19 protein-coding genes are annotated in these 17,806 nt (G+C 45.3%); 15 read left to right on the forward strand and 4 right to left on the reverse strand.

The window, feature by feature from the left end:
* Positions 1–23: 23 nt before the first annotated feature.
* The 3 genes from NG833_RS17010 (at position 24) to NG833_RS17020 (ending at position 2,318) form a co-directional block, all read left to right on the forward strand.
* Positions 24–1,520: a reverse transcriptase domain-containing protein gene (locus NG833_RS17010; RefSeq protein ID WP_254566475.1), complete on the forward strand. Its 1,497-nt coding sequence runs from the start codon at positions 24–26 to the stop codon at positions 1,518–1,520.
* Between the two features lie 206 nt (positions 1,521–1,726).
* Positions 1,727–2,116 carry a 6-carboxytetrahydropterin synthase gene (locus NG833_RS17015; RefSeq protein ID WP_254566476.1) on the forward strand — a complete coding sequence of 130 codons (390 nt, stop codon included), beginning with the start codon at positions 1,727–1,729 and terminating at the stop codon, positions 2,114–2,116.
* The gene (locus NG833_RS17020; protein WP_254566477.1) at positions 2,109–2,318 is read left to right on the forward strand and encodes a UPF0175 family protein; all 210 of its coding nucleotides are present in this window, start codon (positions 2,109–2,111) and stop codon (positions 2,316–2,318) included. Before NG833_RS17015 ends, NG833_RS17020 begins: the two co-directional genes overlap by 8 nt.
* Positions 2,319–2,401: 83 nt before the next feature.
* On the opposite strand, the gene NG833_RS30480 is transcribed toward NG833_RS17020, so the two are convergent.
* Entirely contained in the window at positions 2,402–2,536 is a 135-nt protein-coding gene (locus tag NG833_RS30480; protein WP_256556033.1) for a hypothetical protein, read from the reverse strand.
* A 63-nt stretch (positions 2,537–2,599) separates the two neighbouring features.
* On the opposite strand from NG833_RS30480, the gene NG833_RS17025 reads away from it, so the two are divergent.
* The 3 genes from NG833_RS17025 to metH all read left to right on the forward strand — a co-directional run bounded on the left by NG833_RS17025 (position 2,600) and on the right by metH (position 7,215).
* Positions 2,600–2,887: a DUF1778 domain-containing protein gene (locus NG833_RS17025; protein WP_254566478.1), complete on the forward strand. Its 288-nt coding sequence runs from the start codon at positions 2,600–2,602 to the stop codon at positions 2,885–2,887.
* A complete protein-coding gene (locus NG833_RS17030; protein ID WP_254566479.1) occupies positions 2,887–3,390 on the forward strand; it encodes a GNAT family N-acetyltransferase in 504 nt (167 codons plus the stop codon). Before NG833_RS17025 ends, NG833_RS17030 begins: the two co-directional genes overlap by 1 nt.
* Before the next feature lie 228 nt (positions 3,391–3,618).
* The gene (gene metH, locus NG833_RS17035) at positions 3,619–7,215 is read left to right on the forward strand and encodes a methionine synthase (RefSeq protein ID WP_254566480.1); all 3,597 of its coding nucleotides are present in this window, start codon (positions 3,619–3,621) and stop codon (positions 7,213–7,215) included.
* A 220-nt stretch (positions 7,216–7,435) separates the two neighbouring features.
* Here metH and NG833_RS17040 read toward each other — a convergent pair whose 3' ends face one another.
* Positions 7,436–7,624 (reverse strand): hypothetical protein, encoded by a 189-nt coding sequence (locus NG833_RS17040; RefSeq protein ID WP_254566481.1) that lies wholly within the window; start codon positions 7,622–7,624, stop codon positions 7,436–7,438.
* A 121-nt stretch (positions 7,625–7,745) separates the two neighbouring features.
* Between NG833_RS17040 and NG833_RS17045 the strand changes: the two genes are divergently transcribed.
* From NG833_RS17045 to NG833_RS17075, 7 genes are read left to right on the forward strand one after another with little or no spacing between them, the layout of a single operon-like run.
* Entirely contained in the window at positions 7,746–8,087 is a 342-nt protein-coding gene (locus tag NG833_RS17045; RefSeq protein WP_254566482.1) for an NADH-quinone oxidoreductase subunit K, read from the forward strand.
* Positions 8,084–9,526, forward strand: coding sequence for a cation:proton antiporter (locus NG833_RS17050; protein WP_254566483.1), 1,443 nt, complete (start codon positions 8,084–8,086; stop codon positions 9,524–9,526). Before NG833_RS17045 ends, NG833_RS17050 begins: the two co-directional genes overlap by 4 nt.
* Before the next feature lie 2 nt (positions 9,527–9,528).
* The gene (locus NG833_RS17055) at positions 9,529–9,918 is read left to right on the forward strand and encodes a cation:proton antiporter (protein WP_254566484.1); all 390 of its coding nucleotides are present in this window, start codon (positions 9,529–9,531) and stop codon (positions 9,916–9,918) included.
* 8 nt (positions 9,919–9,926) lie between these two features.
* Positions 9,927–10,178, forward strand: coding sequence for a hypothetical protein (locus NG833_RS17060; protein ID WP_044197725.1), 252 nt, complete (start codon positions 9,927–9,929; stop codon positions 10,176–10,178).
* Entirely contained in the window at positions 10,175–10,453 is a 279-nt protein-coding gene (locus tag NG833_RS17065; RefSeq protein WP_254566485.1) for a monovalent cation/H(+) antiporter subunit G, read from the forward strand. Before NG833_RS17060 ends, NG833_RS17065 begins: the two co-directional genes overlap by 4 nt.
* On the forward strand, positions 10,446–11,042 hold the full coding sequence (locus NG833_RS17070) for a DUF4040 domain-containing protein (protein WP_254566486.1): 597 nt from the start codon (positions 10,446–10,448) through the stop codon (positions 11,040–11,042). Before NG833_RS17065 ends, NG833_RS17070 begins: the two co-directional genes overlap by 8 nt.
* The gene (locus tag NG833_RS17075) at positions 11,042–11,707 is read left to right on the forward strand and encodes a Na(+)/H(+) antiporter subunit B (protein ID WP_254566487.1); all 666 of its coding nucleotides are present in this window, start codon (positions 11,042–11,044) and stop codon (positions 11,705–11,707) included. The genes NG833_RS17070 and NG833_RS17075 overlap by 1 nt, the downstream gene beginning before the upstream one ends.
* Positions 11,708–11,815: 108 nt before the next feature.
* Here the strand turns inward: NG833_RS17075 and NG833_RS17080 are convergent, their stop codons facing one another.
* Positions 11,816–12,655: an SWIM zinc finger family protein gene (locus NG833_RS17080; RefSeq protein ID WP_254566488.1), complete on the reverse strand. Its 840-nt coding sequence runs from the start codon at positions 12,653–12,655 to the stop codon at positions 11,816–11,818.
* A gap of 5 nt (positions 12,656–12,660) precedes the next feature.
* Positions 12,661–15,813, reverse strand: a complete 3,153-nt coding sequence (locus tag NG833_RS17085) for a DEAD/DEAH box helicase (RefSeq protein WP_254566489.1) — start codon at positions 15,811–15,813, stop codon at positions 12,661–12,663.
* Between the two features lie 389 nt (positions 15,814–16,202).
* Here NG833_RS17085 and NG833_RS17090 point away from each other — a divergent pair, with 389 nt between their 5' ends.
* Both NG833_RS17090 and NG833_RS17095 read left to right on the forward strand, forming a co-directional pair.
* Positions 16,203–16,466 (forward strand): hypothetical protein, encoded by a 264-nt coding sequence (locus NG833_RS17090; protein ID WP_254566490.1) that lies wholly within the window; start codon positions 16,203–16,205, stop codon positions 16,464–16,466.
* Between the two features lie 80 nt (positions 16,467–16,546).
* Positions 16,547–17,623 (forward strand): hypothetical protein, encoded by a 1,077-nt coding sequence (locus NG833_RS17095; protein ID WP_254566491.1) that lies wholly within the window; start codon positions 16,547–16,549, stop codon positions 17,621–17,623.
* Positions 17,624–17,806 lie beyond the last annotated feature (183 nt).

Raw genomic sequence — 17,806 nt, forward strand, 5'->3', positions numbered from 1 at the left:
CTTTTTCATTTTAACAAGATGAGATGTCTAAGTTGATAGACGATAAACTTTGTCAATACTTTCAACCCGAAAAAGTTGAAGAAGCCTTTTTGAGATATAAAGAGGCCAAACATGATGTTTTGACAGAAGAAATAAGAATCCCAATGGGAGCCGATGGTATTTCTTCTAAAACCTTTGAAAAAGAATTATCAAGGCGGTGTCAATTTATTTCCAAAAGAGTAATTCAGGGCACTTATCTTTTTTACCCGTTTCGAGAAGTTAACATTCCTAAGCCATCGGGTCAAGAAAGAGTTTTAGCGATCGCAACGATTCGAGACCTTCTCGTTCAAAAAATTTTGTACGAACTTCTATATGAGGAAGTAGAAAAACTTTTTAAGGCAACTCCTAAATTAGACCGAGTGTCCTGCGCTTATCGAAAAGGCAAGTCTGCTCCTTCCGCAGCTAGACTGATCCATAACTATATTCAATCCGGTTTTCAATTTAGCTTAGATGCCGATATTGTTAAATTTTTTGATGTCATTGCTCACGACCGTCTAATCTCTATCATTGAAGATTTATGGGGTCATGAAACTAGGGTAAGCAGCCTACTCCGAAGATTTATTAAAACCAGCGGAATTCCCTACAGAGATGAGCAAAATAAACCCAGGAATTATAAATTTTTTCACCACTACAAGCCACCCCGAAATGTTCGGGTAAAAGGCATTCCTCAAGGAGGAGTGCTTTCTGGAATGTTGGCTAACTTATATTTACATGAATTTGATAGATGGATTTTAGAAGATTTAGCACCCGAGTTTCCTTTACGATATGTTCGTTATGCCGATGATTTTATTGTCCTTCTGAAAACCCAAGATGACCTTCCAGCAATTCATAGTCGAGTTGAGGAAAAACTAGGCGAAATAAAACTTCAGCTTCATCCCATCCTAGATGATTTGGGAAAGTCTAAAACTAAGTATGTAGACATTTCTAAAAATCCTTTGGTTTTTGTAGGATTTGAATTGACTTTAACTGATGTTAGAGTTAGCCCCGATAATATTCAGCGATTTCAAAATAAAATTTCTCACAAAATAGAAAAAGAAAGGGGTTATAAATTTTCCGACAACCCCCGTGAGCGCTTTTTTAGATTAATTGACTATGTTATCAACAAAAAAATTCAGGGGAGACCGGAAAACCTATGTCCGGTATGTGGGGGCTTACTCGATAAAAATAACCGCAACTGGGTCGGGTTTTTCTCCGTTGTTACAGACACTCAGCAGTTTCATGATTTGGATAAATGGATTCGGACTCAACTCTGTCAGTATTTCTATAAAACCTATCAAATTAGGCTTAAAAGAAGGGACTTTCGCGAGGCCGGGTTAGCAAGCATAAAACGAGAATATTATAAAAATCATAAATCAAAAAAATGTTCTTGTAAGCCTTTAAATTTTAAATACATTCTCTATTGGGTATTTTTGACAAAACAATTTGATTTTTTAGAAGAAGCTATCACAGTTCACTTAGGGGTAGAAATTTTGAAAAAATAAGAGCAATTGGCGCTTTCGTTACAAGGATTGGCTCTCCCTGATGCCGATAGAGTTGCGCAATGACATAATTGTTCATATATCTTATGATAAGCTATGATTTTTCGGGGATTTTGGATTATAATAAAAGTTTGGTTCAACCGCAGTAGATCGGATTCTTAAGTTATGAGCCGAATCGAGGAGGGTTGCGATCGCATGAGGGAAAAACAATGCCAAAATGGAAAGTCACAACAGAATTCACCTTTGACAGCGCCCACTTCATCAAAGACTACGATGGACCCTGCGGACGGATGCATGGACATACCTATCGAGTGCGGATAGAAGCCACAACCCAGAAGCTACACTCCTCCGAATACTGCCCCCACGAGGTCATGGTTGCCGATTTCAAAACCCTCCGTTGGGCAAAACGGGATGTCACAAAAGGCGGATTAGATCACTGTGTACTCAATGACGTGATGCCACCGGAATATGAAACCACCGCAGAGATGATCGCCAAATACATTTACGATGAAACCAAACGCCGGTTACCAGAAGGGGTGCGCTTGAAGGTAGCCGTCTCAGAAACGCCAAATTCCTGGGCTGAGTATGAGGATGATTGAGGGGGAAAATAGAAAAGCAGCCTTTGGGAAAGCTGAGTTAAAGCAGGAAATTGCTATGCTGCTGTTCCAACAACAAAAGCTCTCTCTGCTCCAAGCCAGCCAGTTAGCTGGGATGCCACGAATTGGGTTTGAAGCGTTGTTGATTTCTCGCAATATTCCCCCTTATTCTTATGAAATAGAAGATTATGAATTGGACTTATAAATCTCAAGGAATGGGGGGATTTGTGACCGTTGTTAGCAACAGTTCACCCATGACCAATCTAGCGGCATTTCCTACCTATCCCATTAACAATCTGTAATCGCCGGTTGGGTTATCTCAGGACCGATCGCCCCCAAGGGTTTTTTCCTTTGAACCAAACCGTTTCTCGCCGTCGGGGGCGATCGCCACTGCCTATCTGCAAAGGCAACTTGGGTTGACATCCGGCAAATTGCCGGATATGATTAAAATTAATAGCCCCTCTAAAATGTCTTGGGTTTATCAAAATGACTAATAAAACCAATCAAAAATCGATGGCACGACTCGAAGCCCGTACCAGCCCAGAAATGAAAGCGCTTTTACAGAAAGCTGCCGATCTACAGGGACGTACTTTAACTGATTTTATTGTGTCAACAGTTCAGGCAGAAGCTATTCGAGTGATTCAAGAGCATCAAACCCTTAAACTCAGTCTGGCGGATAGCGAAGCCTTTGTCGATTCTCTTCTTAATCCTCCTCAGCTCAATGATAAGCTAAAAGCCGCATCTGTACGATATAAGCAAGTCATAACCGACTAATGGTTCTAAAGATTGAAGCACTTAGGAGTGGTCACCATGTCCGCTCACAATTTTCCTGTGGAAAGGTTAGTTTAGACCATTACATCCAGAGACAAGCGTCTCAGGACCTCAAAAGACGAGTCGCCACCGTATTTGTTTTAATTGATGAGCCGGACTTAAATATTTTAGCCTATTACACCCTTTCTTCATACACAGTTAATATTACAAGTTTGGATGACAGTTTTGCCAAGCGCTTGCCTCATTACCCCTCTTTACCCGCTACTCTATTAGGCCGGTTGGCTGTTGATGCTCAACAAAAAAGGAAGGGTTTCGGTGAAATTATGTTGATAGATGCTCTAAAAAAATCTCTAGAGGTCTCTACACAAGTGGCCTCTCTAGCGGTGATAGTCGAAGCATTAGACGAGGAAGCCGTGAGCTTTTATCTAAACTATGGATTTCAGCAATTTAAGGACAATAACCTGAATCTTTATCTTCCTATGGCATCGATTCAACAGCTAAATTAAGCCTTGAAAATTTAAACTTCCGTAGGGGTAAAATCATCACGGATTCCTTGCCACTTTGCTAGAAACCAGAGGTCCCCAGCCCAAAGGGGCCTACCCTGTGCTGATTATACTTTCACCTTCCATCGCGCCTGGATGGGGAGAGTGGATCCAAAAACTCCGAGCCTGGACTGCATCTCAAACCAGAATAAGATAAAGTAATCAAATACTAAATCTTATCTTGATGTTGCTATGACCACCCCTGCTTTTCTTCAACGTCTGCATAGTCCCGATCGCCCGGTTCTGGTTTTTGATGGGGCGATGGGGACCAGTCTGCAATTTCAAAACCTGACTGCTGATGACTTTGGCGGCAAGGACTTTGAAGGCTGTAACGAATATCTCGTCTATACCAACCCGGAAGCGGTCAAAATTGTCCATCGTGGGTTCCTGGAAGCCGGTGCCGATGTCATCGAAACCGACACCTTTGGCGGGACTTCCATTGTGTTGGCGGAATATGATCTGGGCGATCGCGCTTATGAACTGAATAAAACCGCTGCGGAACTAGCCAAAAGCGTGGCTGCCGAATATTCTACCCCGGAAAAACCTCGGTTTGTCGCCGGTTCAATCGGTCCCGGGACCAAATTACCCACTTTGGGACATATTGAGTTTGATACCCTGAAAAACGCTTTTAGTGAACAAGCCGAGGGTCTGATTGATGGCGGCGTTGATTTATTAATTGTGGAAACTTGTCAGGATGTGTTGCAAATTAAAGCAGCATTAAATGGCATTGAAGCAGTTTTTGATAAAAGAGGTCAACGCTTACCCTTGATGGTTTCCATCACGATGGAAGTCATGGGCACAATGTTGGTGGGTTCTGATATTAGTGCAGCCTTAGCCATTTTAGAACCCTATCCCATTGATATTTTGGGTCTCAATTGTGCCACGGGTCCGGCTCAAATGAAGGAACATATCCGTTATTTGGCTGAAAATTCTCCCTTTGTGGTGTCTTGTATTCCCAATGCCGGGTTACCGGAAAATATTGGGGGACAGGCGCATTACAAGTTGACGCCGATGGAGTTGCGGATGGCGTTGATGCACTTTGTGGAAGATTTGGGAGTGCAGGTGATTGGGGGGTGTTGTGGGACACAAGCGCCTCACATTGCTCAGTTAGCGGAACTGTCTAAGAGTTTGAAGCCGAAGGAACGTCCGGTGCGGGTTTGGGGGGAAAATGGCAGTCCTCCGCCTCGCAATTTGTTCCAATATACTCCGGCTGCGGCTTCGATTTATAGTGCTCAACCTTATGAACAGGATAACTCGTTCCTGATTGTCGGGGAACGGCTGAATGCCAGCGGTTCTAAGAAGTGCCGGGAGATGTTGAATGCGGAAGATTGGGATGGATTAGTCGCCCTGGGACGGGAGCAAGTGCGAGAAGGCGCTCACATTTTGGATGTGAACGTGGACTATGTGGGACGGGATGGGGTGCGCGATATGCACGAGTTGGTGTCCCGGTTGGTGACGAATGTCACCCTGCCTCTGATGCTGGATTCCACGGAATGGGAGAAGATGGAGGCGGGGTTGAAAGTTGCCGGGGGTAAGTGTTTGATGAACTCCACCAACTTTGAAGATGGGGAACCCCGGTTCTACAAGGTGCTAGATTTAGCCAAGCAGTATGGTGCTGGGGTGGTTGTGGGGACGATTGATGAGGAGGGGATGGCGCGGACGGCAGATCGCAAGTTTGAAATTGCCAAGCGTGCTTATGATGCAGCGATCGCATACGGTGTCCCCGCCCATGAATTGTTTTTTGATACCCTAGCATTACCGATTTCTACGGGGATTGAAGAAGATCGGGAGAATGGAAAAGCTACGATTGAATCCATTCGCCGGATTCGGGAAGAACTGCCCGGTTGTCACATTTTGTTAGGGGTTTCTAATATTTCCTTCGGCTTAAATCCAGCGGCGCGACAAGTGCTGAATTCGGTGTTTTTGCATGAAGCGATGCAGGTGGGGTTGGATAGCGCGATTGTCAGCGCCAGCAAGATTTTACCCTTGGCGAAAATTGACCCAGAACAGCAACAAGTCTGCCGGGATTTGATTTACGATCGCCGTCGGTTTGAGGGGGATGTTTGCGTTTATGACCCCCTGGCGAAAGTGACGGAATTTTTCCAAGGGAAAACCACCAAGCGGGACCGCTCAATTGATGCCAGTTTGCCCATTGAACAACGGCTCAAAAATCATATTATTGACGGCGAACGGATTGGGTTAAATGAAGCCCTCACGGTGGCGTTAGAAACCTATCCGCCTCTGGAGATTATCAATCAGTATCTCCTGGATGGGATGAAGGTTGTCGGGGAATTGTTCGGTTCTGGACAAATGCAATTACCCTTTGTGTTGCAATCGGCGGAAACCATGAAGGCAGCGGTTGCCCATCTTGAACCGTTCATGGAAAAAGAAGGGTCAGAAGATAATGCCAAAGGCACGGTGATTATTGCCACTGTGAAAGGCGATGTTCACGATATTGGCAAGAATTTGGTGGATATTATTCTGACCAATAATGGCTATCGGGTGATTAATTTAGGGATTAAGCAGCCGGTGGAGAATATTATCCAAGCCTACGAGGAACATCGGGCGGATTGTATTGCCATGAGTGGACTGTTGGTGAAGTCTACTGCTTTTATGAAGGAAAATTTGGAGGTGTTTAACGAACGGGGAATCAGTGTTCCGGTGATTTTGGGGGGTGCGGCGCTGACTCCGAAGTTTGTCCATGAGGATTGTCAGAATACTTACCAAGGTCAAGTGGTTTATGGGAAAGATGCTTTTTCTGACTTGCATTTCATGGATAAATTGATGCCTGCAAAAGCAGCCCAAAATTGGGATGATTTTACGGGGTTCTTGGATGAGGCGGAAGCGAAAGGGAATGCTTCTGTAGACACTTCGGAGAATGGGGAAAAGCTAGAAAAGGCAACTCCGAAATCTCAAGAACCGCAGGAAGTGGATACGCGCCGTTCTGATGCGGTGGCGATTGATATTGAGCGTCCGACGCCGCCATTTTGGGGAACGAAGGTGCTGCAACCGGAGGATATTCCTTTGGAGGAAGTATTCGAGTATATGGATTTACAAGCGCTGTTTGTGGGACAATGGCAATTCCGCAAGCCCCAAGGTCAATCTCGGGAAGAGTATGATGCTTTTTTGGCGGAAACGGTGCATCCCATTTTAGCGACTTGGAAGGAACGGGTGTTTTCGGAGAATTTGTTACATCCCCAGGCGGTTTATGGCTATTTTCCCTGTCAGGCAGAGGGGAATAGTTTGCTGGTTTATCAACCGGAGGAAGGGGAAACAGGTGCAGTAACAGAACCCGTTGTCACCTTTGAGTTTCCTCGGCAAAAGTCGATGCGGCGGTTATGTATTGCGGACTTTTTTGCACCGAAGGAAACGGGTCATATTGATGTGTTTCCGATGCACGCGGTGACGGTGGGAGAAGTTGCGACGGAGTATGCGAAGCAGTTGTTTGATGGCGATCGCTATACGGATTATTTGTATTTTCACGGGATTGCGGTGCAAACAGCGGAGGCGATCGCGGAATGGTTACACGCCCGAATTCGCCGGGAGTTGGGATTTGCCAGTGAGGAACCGGATAATATTCGGGAGATTTTGCAGCAACGTTATCGGGGTTCTCGATATAGTTTTGGCTATCCCGCTTGTCCGAATATGCAGGACCAGTATAAGCAGTTGGATTTGTTAGGCAGCGATCGCATTAACTTGTATATGGATGAAAGTGAACAGCTTTATCCGGAACAATCGACAACGGCGATCGTTACTTATCACCCCGTTGCAAAATACTTTAGCGCCTAATCTCTGGAATTAGCGGAATACGGTGTCAACTCCAGAGATTGATGGGATAATTTTGGATTAATTCCCCCTCCCCCCCTGATTTAGGGGGGCTTTTTTGTTCACCCTGAAGGTTGCAGATAGAGAAACTCACCGATTGAGATAGGGGAAATTCATGAATGGACTTGATATTCTCAGGAGGGCTTTTAAATATTTAATCCCATCAGCCTTTTTTCAGCGGTATCTATCGCAATCCTAACTGATTTGTAATCAAGCCAGGGAGCAAGATGTAAGTGTACCACGCACCGGCACAAACAGCACCGCGCACAGGAGCAACAGCGATCGCTTGACTGACTGCCGAAAGCTTCAACATGGGATCCAGGACACAACCGATGCAAGGACTGGGATATAAGCTAGACTTCGTAAGCGCCACTAAAAAGTCTTATGATTTTTCTGCGGGAGGATATTCCAATCTCTACCGGATTACTGTAGAATCATTAAATTAAATCATTCCCTGAGCGTACCCTGTCCTCCTTACCCCGCCAACCCTTGCCGTGTTAGAAGCTTTTGTCGTTGCGACCATCTTGTTTGGATTCTTTGGAATTCTCTTTAAAAAGAACCTATTGATGAAAATTTTCTCAATGGATATCATGAGTACAGGGGTAATTGCCTACTATGTATTCGTGGCATCCCGAGGGGGTTTCGTTACCCCGATTGTTGCTGCCGATGGGGCCGAAAAAATAGCCTACGCCGATCCAGTTCCCCAAGCCGTGATTTTAACGGCGATTGTGATTGGGTTTTCCATTCAGGCGGTAATGTTAGTCGGGGTCATGAAATTAGCCCGGGATAATCCAACGTTAGAAATCACCGAAATCGAAAAAAATAATACCCCATGAATACCCTGACAATCCTATGGATGGCTCTGCCTTTTTTGGCAGGCTTCACGATTTTTATCATTCCTCAACTGGATCGCTACCTAGTCAGTTTCACGGCGGTGGCTTCGGCGGTATTTGCCGTCAAAGTATTTTTGATTAACTCCCCGATATCGTTGCAATTAATCGATTCGGGTGGGGTGAGTCTGTTGATCGATCAACTCAGCGGTTACTTTATTTTAACCAATGCCTTGGTCACAACAGCGGTGATTTTTTACTGTGTGCAAACTGGGAAAAGTTCTTTCTTTTATGCCCAGATGATTATTCTGCATGGTAGCCTCAATGCCGCCTTTATTTGCACGGATTTTATGAGCTTATATGTGGCGCTAGAGGTGAGCGGAATAGGGGCTTCATTGCTGGTGAGCTATCCGAGAACCGATCGCGCGATTTGGGTGGCGTTGCGCTATCTGTTTGTCAGCAATATCGCCATGTTGTTTTATCTGATCGGGGCAGTTCTGGTTTATAAAGCGCATCATTCCTTTAGTTTTGAAGGATTGCGCGGTGCACCCCCGGAAGCCTTGGCTTTAATTTTCATGGCGTTGTTAACCAAAGCGGGAATTTTTGTCTCGGGATTATGGTTACCATTAACCCATTCAGAATCAGAAACACCGGTTTCGGCCCTGTTGTCGGGAGTGGTCGTCAAAGCCGGTGCGTTTCCCCTAGTCCGTTGCGCTTTATTGTTAGAAGAAGTCAGTCCCATTGTCCAACTTTTTGGTGTGGGAACGGCAATTTTAGGGGTGATTTATGCCCTCTTTGAAAAAGATACCAAACGCCTGTTAGCGTTTAGCACAGTTTCCCAGTTAGGGTGGATTATTTCCGCCCCCGCAGTCGCCGGGTTTTATACCCTCACCCACGGATTAGTGAAATCGAGTTTGTTCCTAATTGCCGGGAATTTGCCCAGTCGTGACTTCAAAACCCTGCAAACTAATCCGATGCCTACCTCGTTATGGATTCCTCTGGTTGTAGCGAGTTTATCCATCTGTGGGTTTCCCTTGTTGGCGGGGTTTGAAGCTAAGATGCTAACCCTAAAAAATGTGCTGTCTTGGCAAAGCATCCCCATGAATCTGGCAGCGGTGGGAACGGTAATCTGCTTTTCTAAATTGATGTTTCTCCCTCATGGCAATGCTGAACCTAAAAAACCCATGCACATTGGTTTTTGGCTGGCGATCGGTCTGTTGCTGGGGGGATTAATTTTTGTAAATGCAGTCCATTATGAACTTTATACCGTTGCCAATATTCTCAAAGCCATTGGGATTGTGGTATTGGGTGCGGTGATTTACCTAGCCCTCGTTCAACGGTGGGCTTTGAATTTACCCCGAAAGTTCGAGGAATTTGAGCATTTGACCGGGGTGATGACCCTGATTGCAGTTCTGCTGTTCTGGTTGGCCTGGAGTGGGCATTAATTATGATAGGATATCTCAATTTAATCTTACGATTGATCATTTGGTTTCTCTTGACTTCGGATCTGAGTTTACCGAATATTTTAATCGGAGTCACAATTTCCCTGCTGTTGCCTCACAACCATAAAATTAAAGGGCAGGTTCAAGATTGGATGCGGGCATTGTGGGAGATTATCGTGGCCGTTCCCATCGCTTATAAGGAAGCCTTTGAAATCATCTTGTTCCCTCACAGATTTGAAGATATCACCCTGGAAGAAGCCCCCCATCGTCGTTCTCCGGGATTGGTATTTTTAGATATTTTTCTGATTACCTTCACCCCCAAGACGATTGTTTCCAGATATCACGAAGAAGGCTGGTATGAAGTCCACCGTGTGCGTCGGAGAAGCCCCCAATGAATTTAACCATGAATGGGATACTGTTGGCCATGATTTTGGCCCTGTTAATTCCAATGTATGAAGCCTGGAAAGATGATGATGTTTGGCAAAAAATGTTAGCTTTTGCCAGCATTGCGACGAAAACTTCTATCATGATTTTAGTCGTTTCTGTGTTTCGGGATGATTGGAATATCGGGGTGGCGGGAGTCATTATCCTTAGTGTAGGAAATGCCGGTTTAATGTTGCTTGCTCATATTGTGAAACGCTTGAATGAATTATGATTGACTTCTTGAGTTATGGTTGTATCGGGGTCGGAATTTTCTTCTGGTTTTGGGGAACTTTTCCGTTATTGGGGGAGCGATCGGTGTTATTTAAGCTCCATGCTCTTTCGGTGTCGGATACCCTGGGTTCCATGTCGATTACCATTGGATTGCTGCTGCAAATCCCGAGGGAATGGCCTTTAATTCTGCTCGCCCTGATTTCTTTAGCCATTTGGAATACAATTCTGGGATATGTCTTAGCCTATTGTTCCACTGCACAGGAGTCTCATGACTGATTTTTATATCTATGCGATCGTAGCGCTGTTGCCCTTATCTGCTTGTATGTTAGTGGTGCAATCCAATCCCTTTCATGCCCTAATTATTCGGGGAATATTAGGGGCAGTGGCGGCCTTGGTTTATGCCCTATTGGGGGCCCCAGATGTGGCCTTAACAGAAGCATTAATGGGAACCTTGCTGGCGGTTATCCTATCGGCGGTGGCGGTGCGTTCCTCAATGGTGATGCGCCTGGGGTTTATTGAAGGGGAATATCCAGAAGGAGATCTCCCTGCCGGAAAACCCATTGAGGATTTACGAGCAGTCTTTGCCAAACGGTATATGCGCCTTGAATTAGTCCCTTATCCCGATGAATCAGCTTTGGATCAAGCCTTTAAAGACAAAGAAATTCATGCCATTTATGTGAAGCCAAAGCCGGTTGCTCATGGCGATCGCACCTTCACAACTACCTTGGAAAAAGTAACCGTATATCAAACCGCTACGAGGCTTAAGCATCTTTATGAAATCATGAAAGAGGAGCTACCCTCGGAGACAAAGGTTACTTATTTCAACCCTTTAATGAGTCCCTTAAGTTCATCGGAGCAGCATTAATGAAATGGATTTATTTTCTCGCGGGGATAGCACTTGCTCTGAAAATTTTATTTACCTCTAATTCCATCCTAACCGATGAAAGCACCTTAGAAATTGTCCAATCCGTGATTCAGGAGAGTGGGGTTCCTAATGCCGTATCCGCGATTATTTTTAGAAATCGCTTGTATGATACTATCTTTGAAGTTGTGGTATTTACCATCGCCATTGTGGGAGTAAAATATTTACTCGCGGACGAAAAGCCAATAGCTCATGTGCATCAATTCAACGATCAGCCCTCCATTGTTTTAGCCCGATTAGGAGCAACTATTGCCGCATTAGTTGGCGTTGAACTGGCAATTCGCGGCCATTTAAGTCCTGGGGGCGGATTTGCTGCTGGGGTAGCCGGAGGGACGGCGATCGGGTTAATCGCCATTACGTCCTCAATGGAACTGATGCAGTCAATTTATAAACGCTGGCATACCGCAATTTGGGAAAAAATTTCCGTCATCATTTTCATCGGATTAGCGATGTTCACCCTGGTGGGAATTGAATTACCGCATGGTCAATTGGGCGCTTTGGTGAGTGGGGGAATTCTGCCGGTTTTAAACATTCTGGTGGCGATTAAAGTCGCCTTGGGTTCCTGGGCAGTAATTTTGCTCTTTATTCGCTATCGCGGCTTGTTGTGAGGGGTCGAGTTTTGTTAAAAATAGCCTACCCTTTAGGTTATCCCATTGATAGGGTGAAACAATCCATAATTCAGTCCCCTCCCCAATCCAAAGGGGAAGGGACTGGACTTACAAGACTTCCTTATTTTTGGTTTTGACGCGAGTGTAAAAGTCGGACATGACTTCCAAAAAGGAAATATCTTTTTGCCAAAAGGGAGGAAAGTCACCGGCTTTTTTAATCAGAATGGCGGGAACGATCGCCGGTTGGGGGGGTGGCGGTGGCGGTGGCAGTCGTTTGGCACCCATCCAAAACTCTTTTAAATCAGCGGTGGCATTAACTGGGACTCGTTCCGGTTGGGTGTAATAGGATTCCGAGGGTTCCGGGACGATCGCCGTTTCATGCAAGGAGGCAGAAAGGGCTTCTCCTAATGGAGTTTTTGCGAGTTCCGTTTGCAAGTCTTCCCGAGACAGTCCCCGCAGTTCAAAGAGTAAGAAAGGGTCGGAATCTAATTGCGCCGCAACTAAATAATAAACCCCAGCAATATGTTTACATGGGTTGGCATAATCCGGACAAGAACAGCTTGTTTTAAAGTCGTTGCGACTGTCTGGAAGTAAATGCAGTTTCAAGTCGGCAAAGGCGGAATTGATATTATCCGGCACTTCATTCATTAACAGTTTTGAGACGAAACTGGCATTGGAGGCAATGGCTTTAATCGCCTTGGACCATTGCGCCGGGGAAATCGGCTGGATTTCAATTTTGACGGTGTAGAGAGGTTCTTTGTACACCCCAAAATAAGGATTCACTGAACCCCGAACTTTGGCGCTAATTTGATTGTTGATAATCCGATACTCTTTGATTTTACCATTTTTGGCGTAGGATCTGCCCCGTCCCAATCGGCTGGAATCGCTAAAGTCTTCTAATGCTTCAATAAAGCGTTTTCCCCACCAGGTTCTGCTAAAGGTTGCCATGAGTTTTACTCCAAAATTGCTTGTTTATTTAAGGCAATCAGTTGTTTGAAACTGTCGTTATCCAGTTCCGTTAGCCAGGATTCATCACTGCCGACGATCGCCGAGGAGAGGCGTTTTTTATCTTCCAGGGTGCGATCGATGCGTTCTTCCAGGGTTCCTATGGCAATAAATTTATGGACAAACACATTTTTTTCTTGTCCAATTCGGAAGGCGCGATCGGTGGCTTGATCTTCCACTGCCGGGTTCCACCAGCGATCGAAATGGAATACATGATTCGCTTTCGTCAGGGTAATCCCCACCCCACCGGCTTTTAAGGAGAGAATAAAGATTGAAGGTTCGGTTTCGGGGTCCTGAAACTCCGCAATCATTTTTTCCCGTTTTTGACGCGGGGTTCCCCCATGTAAGTAGTGGGTTTTGTAATAAAACGTCTGTTTGAGGTATTTCTCTAAAGCCCCACAAATTTCCGTGAATTGGCTGAAAATCAGCAGGCTTTCCCCTTCGGCGATGACTTCCTCTACCATCTCCACTAGCCGTTCCAATTTGTGCGATCGCGAGGGTAAAAACTCACTGTTATCCTGTAAAAATTGTGCCGGATGGTTACAGATTTGCTTGAGTTTCATCAGGGTGGATAAAATCAAGCCTTTGCGCTGAATGCCTTCGGCTTCTTCTAACTGTTCCGCCACATCTTTGACCACTGCTTCATATAAGGAAGCCTGTTCTTTGGTGAGGTTGCAATATTGTTTCTGTTCGACTTTATCCGGCAAATCCTTAATAATGGAACGGTCCGTTTTCACCCGACGCAGGATAAAAGGTTCCACCAATCGTTTCAACGTAGTTGATTTAATCGGGTCATTGTCTTTTTGAATGGGCATTTCAAAGCCCTTACGAAACTGGGCTTCTTTCCCCAAATATCCCGGATTCAGGAAGTTAAAAATCGACCATAAATCTAGCAGGCGGTTTTCAATCGGGGTTCCCGTTAAAGCGAGGCGATGGGTAGAGGGAAGTTTGGCGATCGCCTTGGTTTGTGCCGCTTGCGGATTCTTGATATTTTGCGCTTCATCCACCACAACCCGATGCCACTTTACTCCCTTAAAGAGTTTTTCATCTTTGCGGGCCAAAGTAAACGAAGTAATCACCACATCATACTTTAAACTTTCGGCTTTGAATTCCTTCTCATCTTTGAGGCGATCGCTACCGTGATGCACCATTGAAGTAATATGAGGTGCAAACCGTTCCATCTCCCGTTGCCAGTTGCCAATCACCGAAGTTGGCGCAATTAATAGCGTCGGGAAAGGTTTCTCTCCCCCCTCTCGTTCTAACACCAAACAAGCAATCACTTGTAAGGATTTTCCCAACCCCATATCATCAGCAAGGCAGCCATTGAGTCCCAACTGTTCCAAATATTGTACCCAAGCAACCCCGCGTTTTTGATATTCTCTCAACATCCCTTGTAATTGGGCCGGATTTTCAATGGGTTCCAGACGGCTACTATCGCGAAGTTTAGCCATCATCTCAGCCAATACCTCATCCTGTTCTACTTCAATTTCATCGGAGGCATCGCTAATTTTCTGCATAAACTCTTGCAAGGACATTTCTGGCTGTTCATCTTTATGAGACTGCCAAAATTCCAGCATTTGTTGCATTTTCTTCGGGTCTAACTCAATCCATTCCCCGCGAAATTGGACTAAGGGAGTTTTCGCCTCAACCAGTTGTTGCCATTCCTGTTCACTCACCGGCTGTCCGGCAATGGAAAGTTCATATTTATATTGAATAATCTGCTGTAAACTAAACAGCCCTTTGTTGCCTTGTCCCGCTGATTTCTTTTTAGAGGAAGCTTTCAGGCGCAGGGTTGCCCGTCTGCGTCCTTCCGGTGTCCACCAAGCAGGAACGATGACTTTATAGCCGGAATCTTCCAAAATCCAGGCACTTTCTTTGAGAAAATCAAACGCTTCCGACAAGGTTAAATCTAACCCCGTGGGACGGTCCGTTTCTAACCCTTTTGAGAGTAACGGATACATCCGGGCGGCATAGCCCAAATTTAGCAGTAAATTCTTTTCAAAATCTGCCCGAAAGTTTTTGTAAAAGGTTTTTTTCTCGGTTTTGCTGAGAGTCCAATACTCCTCTAACGGAAGTTTTAAAGAAGGGTCTTTTTTAGAAGCGGCTACAAAGTCAATCCGCCACCAGTCGGGTTGGTCAGCAGTTCCTTCTTGGAGTTGAAAACAGAGGTAAAATGGGGCCGTTAATTGTGCGCCGGATAATCGTTCTTTCCAACTGGACCACTGCTGGTAAGTCTCTCGGGAAACATCGGGCCTTTTTGGGTTACTGTGACTGGTGTAGATAAAAGAGTCACTAAACTGTTTGGAGACGGTTTGGGGAATGGGAGTCTCCCCCACCAAATTATTTAATAAACATTCAGAAAAATGGCGCAGTAAACTAGACTTTTCGTGAAATTCTAAGGGGTTTGGGATGGCAGAAAACCCTGCCACACAGGCTAAGGGCATCGCCGCGCTATACTGCTGAATATCGGTTTCATATTGATCCGATAAAATTTCCCAACAGGAATAATACTCGTCGGTTTGAACGGTTTTTTCTTTTTTCCCTTTTCCGGTGGTGGAGGTCAGGGTAGCATATTTTAAGGCCGGAATGTATTGGTCTTTGAGGATGATTTGTTTAAAAACTTGGCTGTATTGATACCAAAACATTAAATCCGCGCCAAGCTGAACCTCTGCTAGATTATTGATGGCGATAAAGTGTAACTCATTTAAGGTTTTAGTTACCGATTTTACGGTGTCAGATTTGACGATATCTTCGACGTGATAGCAATCAATTTCCCAGGGATGAAATTCGCAGGTTTCCGGGGGTTCATCTTCTAGGTAGCGAAATAGTTCGACAGAAGGTAAGGGTTTATCGCCTGTGGTAGGGAGAATAAAATACTGAGAGGAAATGCGATTTTTAATCCCATTTTCGCGCAGTTCAGGAATTCCCAAATTGGCCCGCAAAAATTCCGCCAATTCCGCTTTTTCTAAATGGGCGGGATGGCGTAAACTGGGCTTTTTCCGGCTGGGTTTGGGAATGGTTTCGACCCAGAGGTAAAATTGACCCTGACGAATGAAGTCGCTGGTGTTGTCCGGGATCCAGGTGCCATGAAGGATTTTCATACGCAAATCGCAAGGTTAAGGGGTTGAGGGATGTCCTCCGGCGATGCCACCGAGGGGAGAGGCAACAGATGCCCCTATAGAGTACCATAATCACTTTCGCGCAGGGGGCGATCGCCCAAGGTTGCTCATCCGGGTTCAGCAACCCTCGATTGCCGGTCCCAAAATGGAAATCACGGAAAACCCTTGGGGAGATTTCACCCGGATAGGATTTCTGGATTCGTATCTTAGATTACAGTTTAGTTGGAGTTAAGAATTGTAATGATAGTAGGTACTCAAATAAATTTGTTACATTTTTTAATAAAAATTGGGTCAAAACGGTATAAATTCACGCAGTAACTGAATAGAAAGTCGAGTTAAATCCTTAACAGACCTTTAAACAAAACATTGCTATGAACCCCTTAAATTCTCTAACTTCTTGCTGTCGAAATTGTCGGTACTATGAGCCGGAAGGAAGACGGGGTGGGACTTGCCAGCAACTCAATGTTCCGGTTCAAGCAGCCTGGGAATCCTGTTCTCTCGCTAGTCCAGCATTTACGCCCTCTTGGAAAGCCCTGGAAGATCTGCTCCAGTGGGAACAGGAAAACCTCGATCGCACAACAGCAGCCAGTCTTCCCACCCTAGACGATTCCAAAGCTGTTGTGAATCGTCGCTAGGACCGTCTTTTAAACCCTCCGTTCAATCCATTGTTTCGGTTGTTCTGTATTCTGGAAAAGGAATTTACCCGATCCAGGACATGACCACCCCGCAAAACTTAGAACAGCAGTTCAATAAAATCGCCAATTTATTAGAGCAAATTCAGAATTTAGGTTTAGATTCTGAAGATGGAGAGACGAATTTTTTATCGTCTCTCCATCAATTTGAAACCGTCACCCTTCCGTTTGAATTCGTGCAACAGGGAATGGGACTCTGGGAGGTGATTTTTCCCCCAGAGTTGCTGGAATCCCTGGGGACGAAGGATCCGGATACCTTAGAATCCTTGGCGATCGCCCTCAGTCAAACCCTGCAAACTCAACTGGCGATTTTAAACCCGTGGTTGCCTCTACTCACCACCCCTCCGGCATTAGCCGATAAAATCCGCGATCGCACCACCCAACTTCAGCAAATTACTACGGAAAAAGCCGAACTTTTAGCAGCATCGGAGACCCTGTTCCATCGGGAATTAGAACTCCGTCAAGCGGGGGAAACGTTGCAGGATTTTCAACAAACCCTTGCCGAACTTCAGGCGATTGAACAGGAATTAGCAACTACGGATTTAGAAGACTTACGCCGGGAGATTTCTACCCGACAAACTGCCCTAGAACAGGACCGCAATCAGCTAGAAACCCTCAAACGGCAACAAGCAGAACTTGAGGCGGAAATTGCTGCAATCCAAGGACTCAATCACCAAATTTCCCGAGAATTAGAAGGACTGCAACTGCGTCGTTCTCGCTTAGAAACCCGGACGCAACAACAAACGGCCCAACTGATTACCTTAACCGAGACAGAACGAGAACGCCTAGGAACCGCTTTACCGCCTTTATTAGAGGAATTAGTTGAACAACAGTCAGCCTATCAGAATGCTCAAGGGGAATTATCTCAAGCCATTGCTGATTTTAATTGCTATCAACAACAAACTCATGAAGTAATTATGCATTTAAACAGTCATTATCAAACTGACGTGGAATTAGGCCAAAAATTGCCCGTGAATCACTCTAAAATTGAGACCATCATTCAGAGGATTCAGGACAATTTAGCCGAATTGGACCAGGAACTCGCAATTGCTCAACAGCAACATGAGCGATCGCAGGAAAAAACCATTGTCACCTTTTGAGGGAACTGCAAAAATACCAAACCCGCACCCTGTTCGCGTAGCGTTCCGTAAGGAAAGGGTGGGGCTATACGGACGAAGCCTGCCTACGCAGGCTGCAAGAGTCTTGCTAGGGGATTTCAATAAATAAAGTGGGGCATGAAAACTTTAGGAGAATTGGAAAAGCCCCCCTTCTTAAGGGGGGTT

It is taken from the genome of Oscillatoria sp. HE19RPO (assembly GCF_024220515.1).
Taxonomy (GTDB): Bacteria; Cyanobacteriota; Cyanobacteriia; order Cyanobacteriales; family Laspinemataceae; genus Laspinema.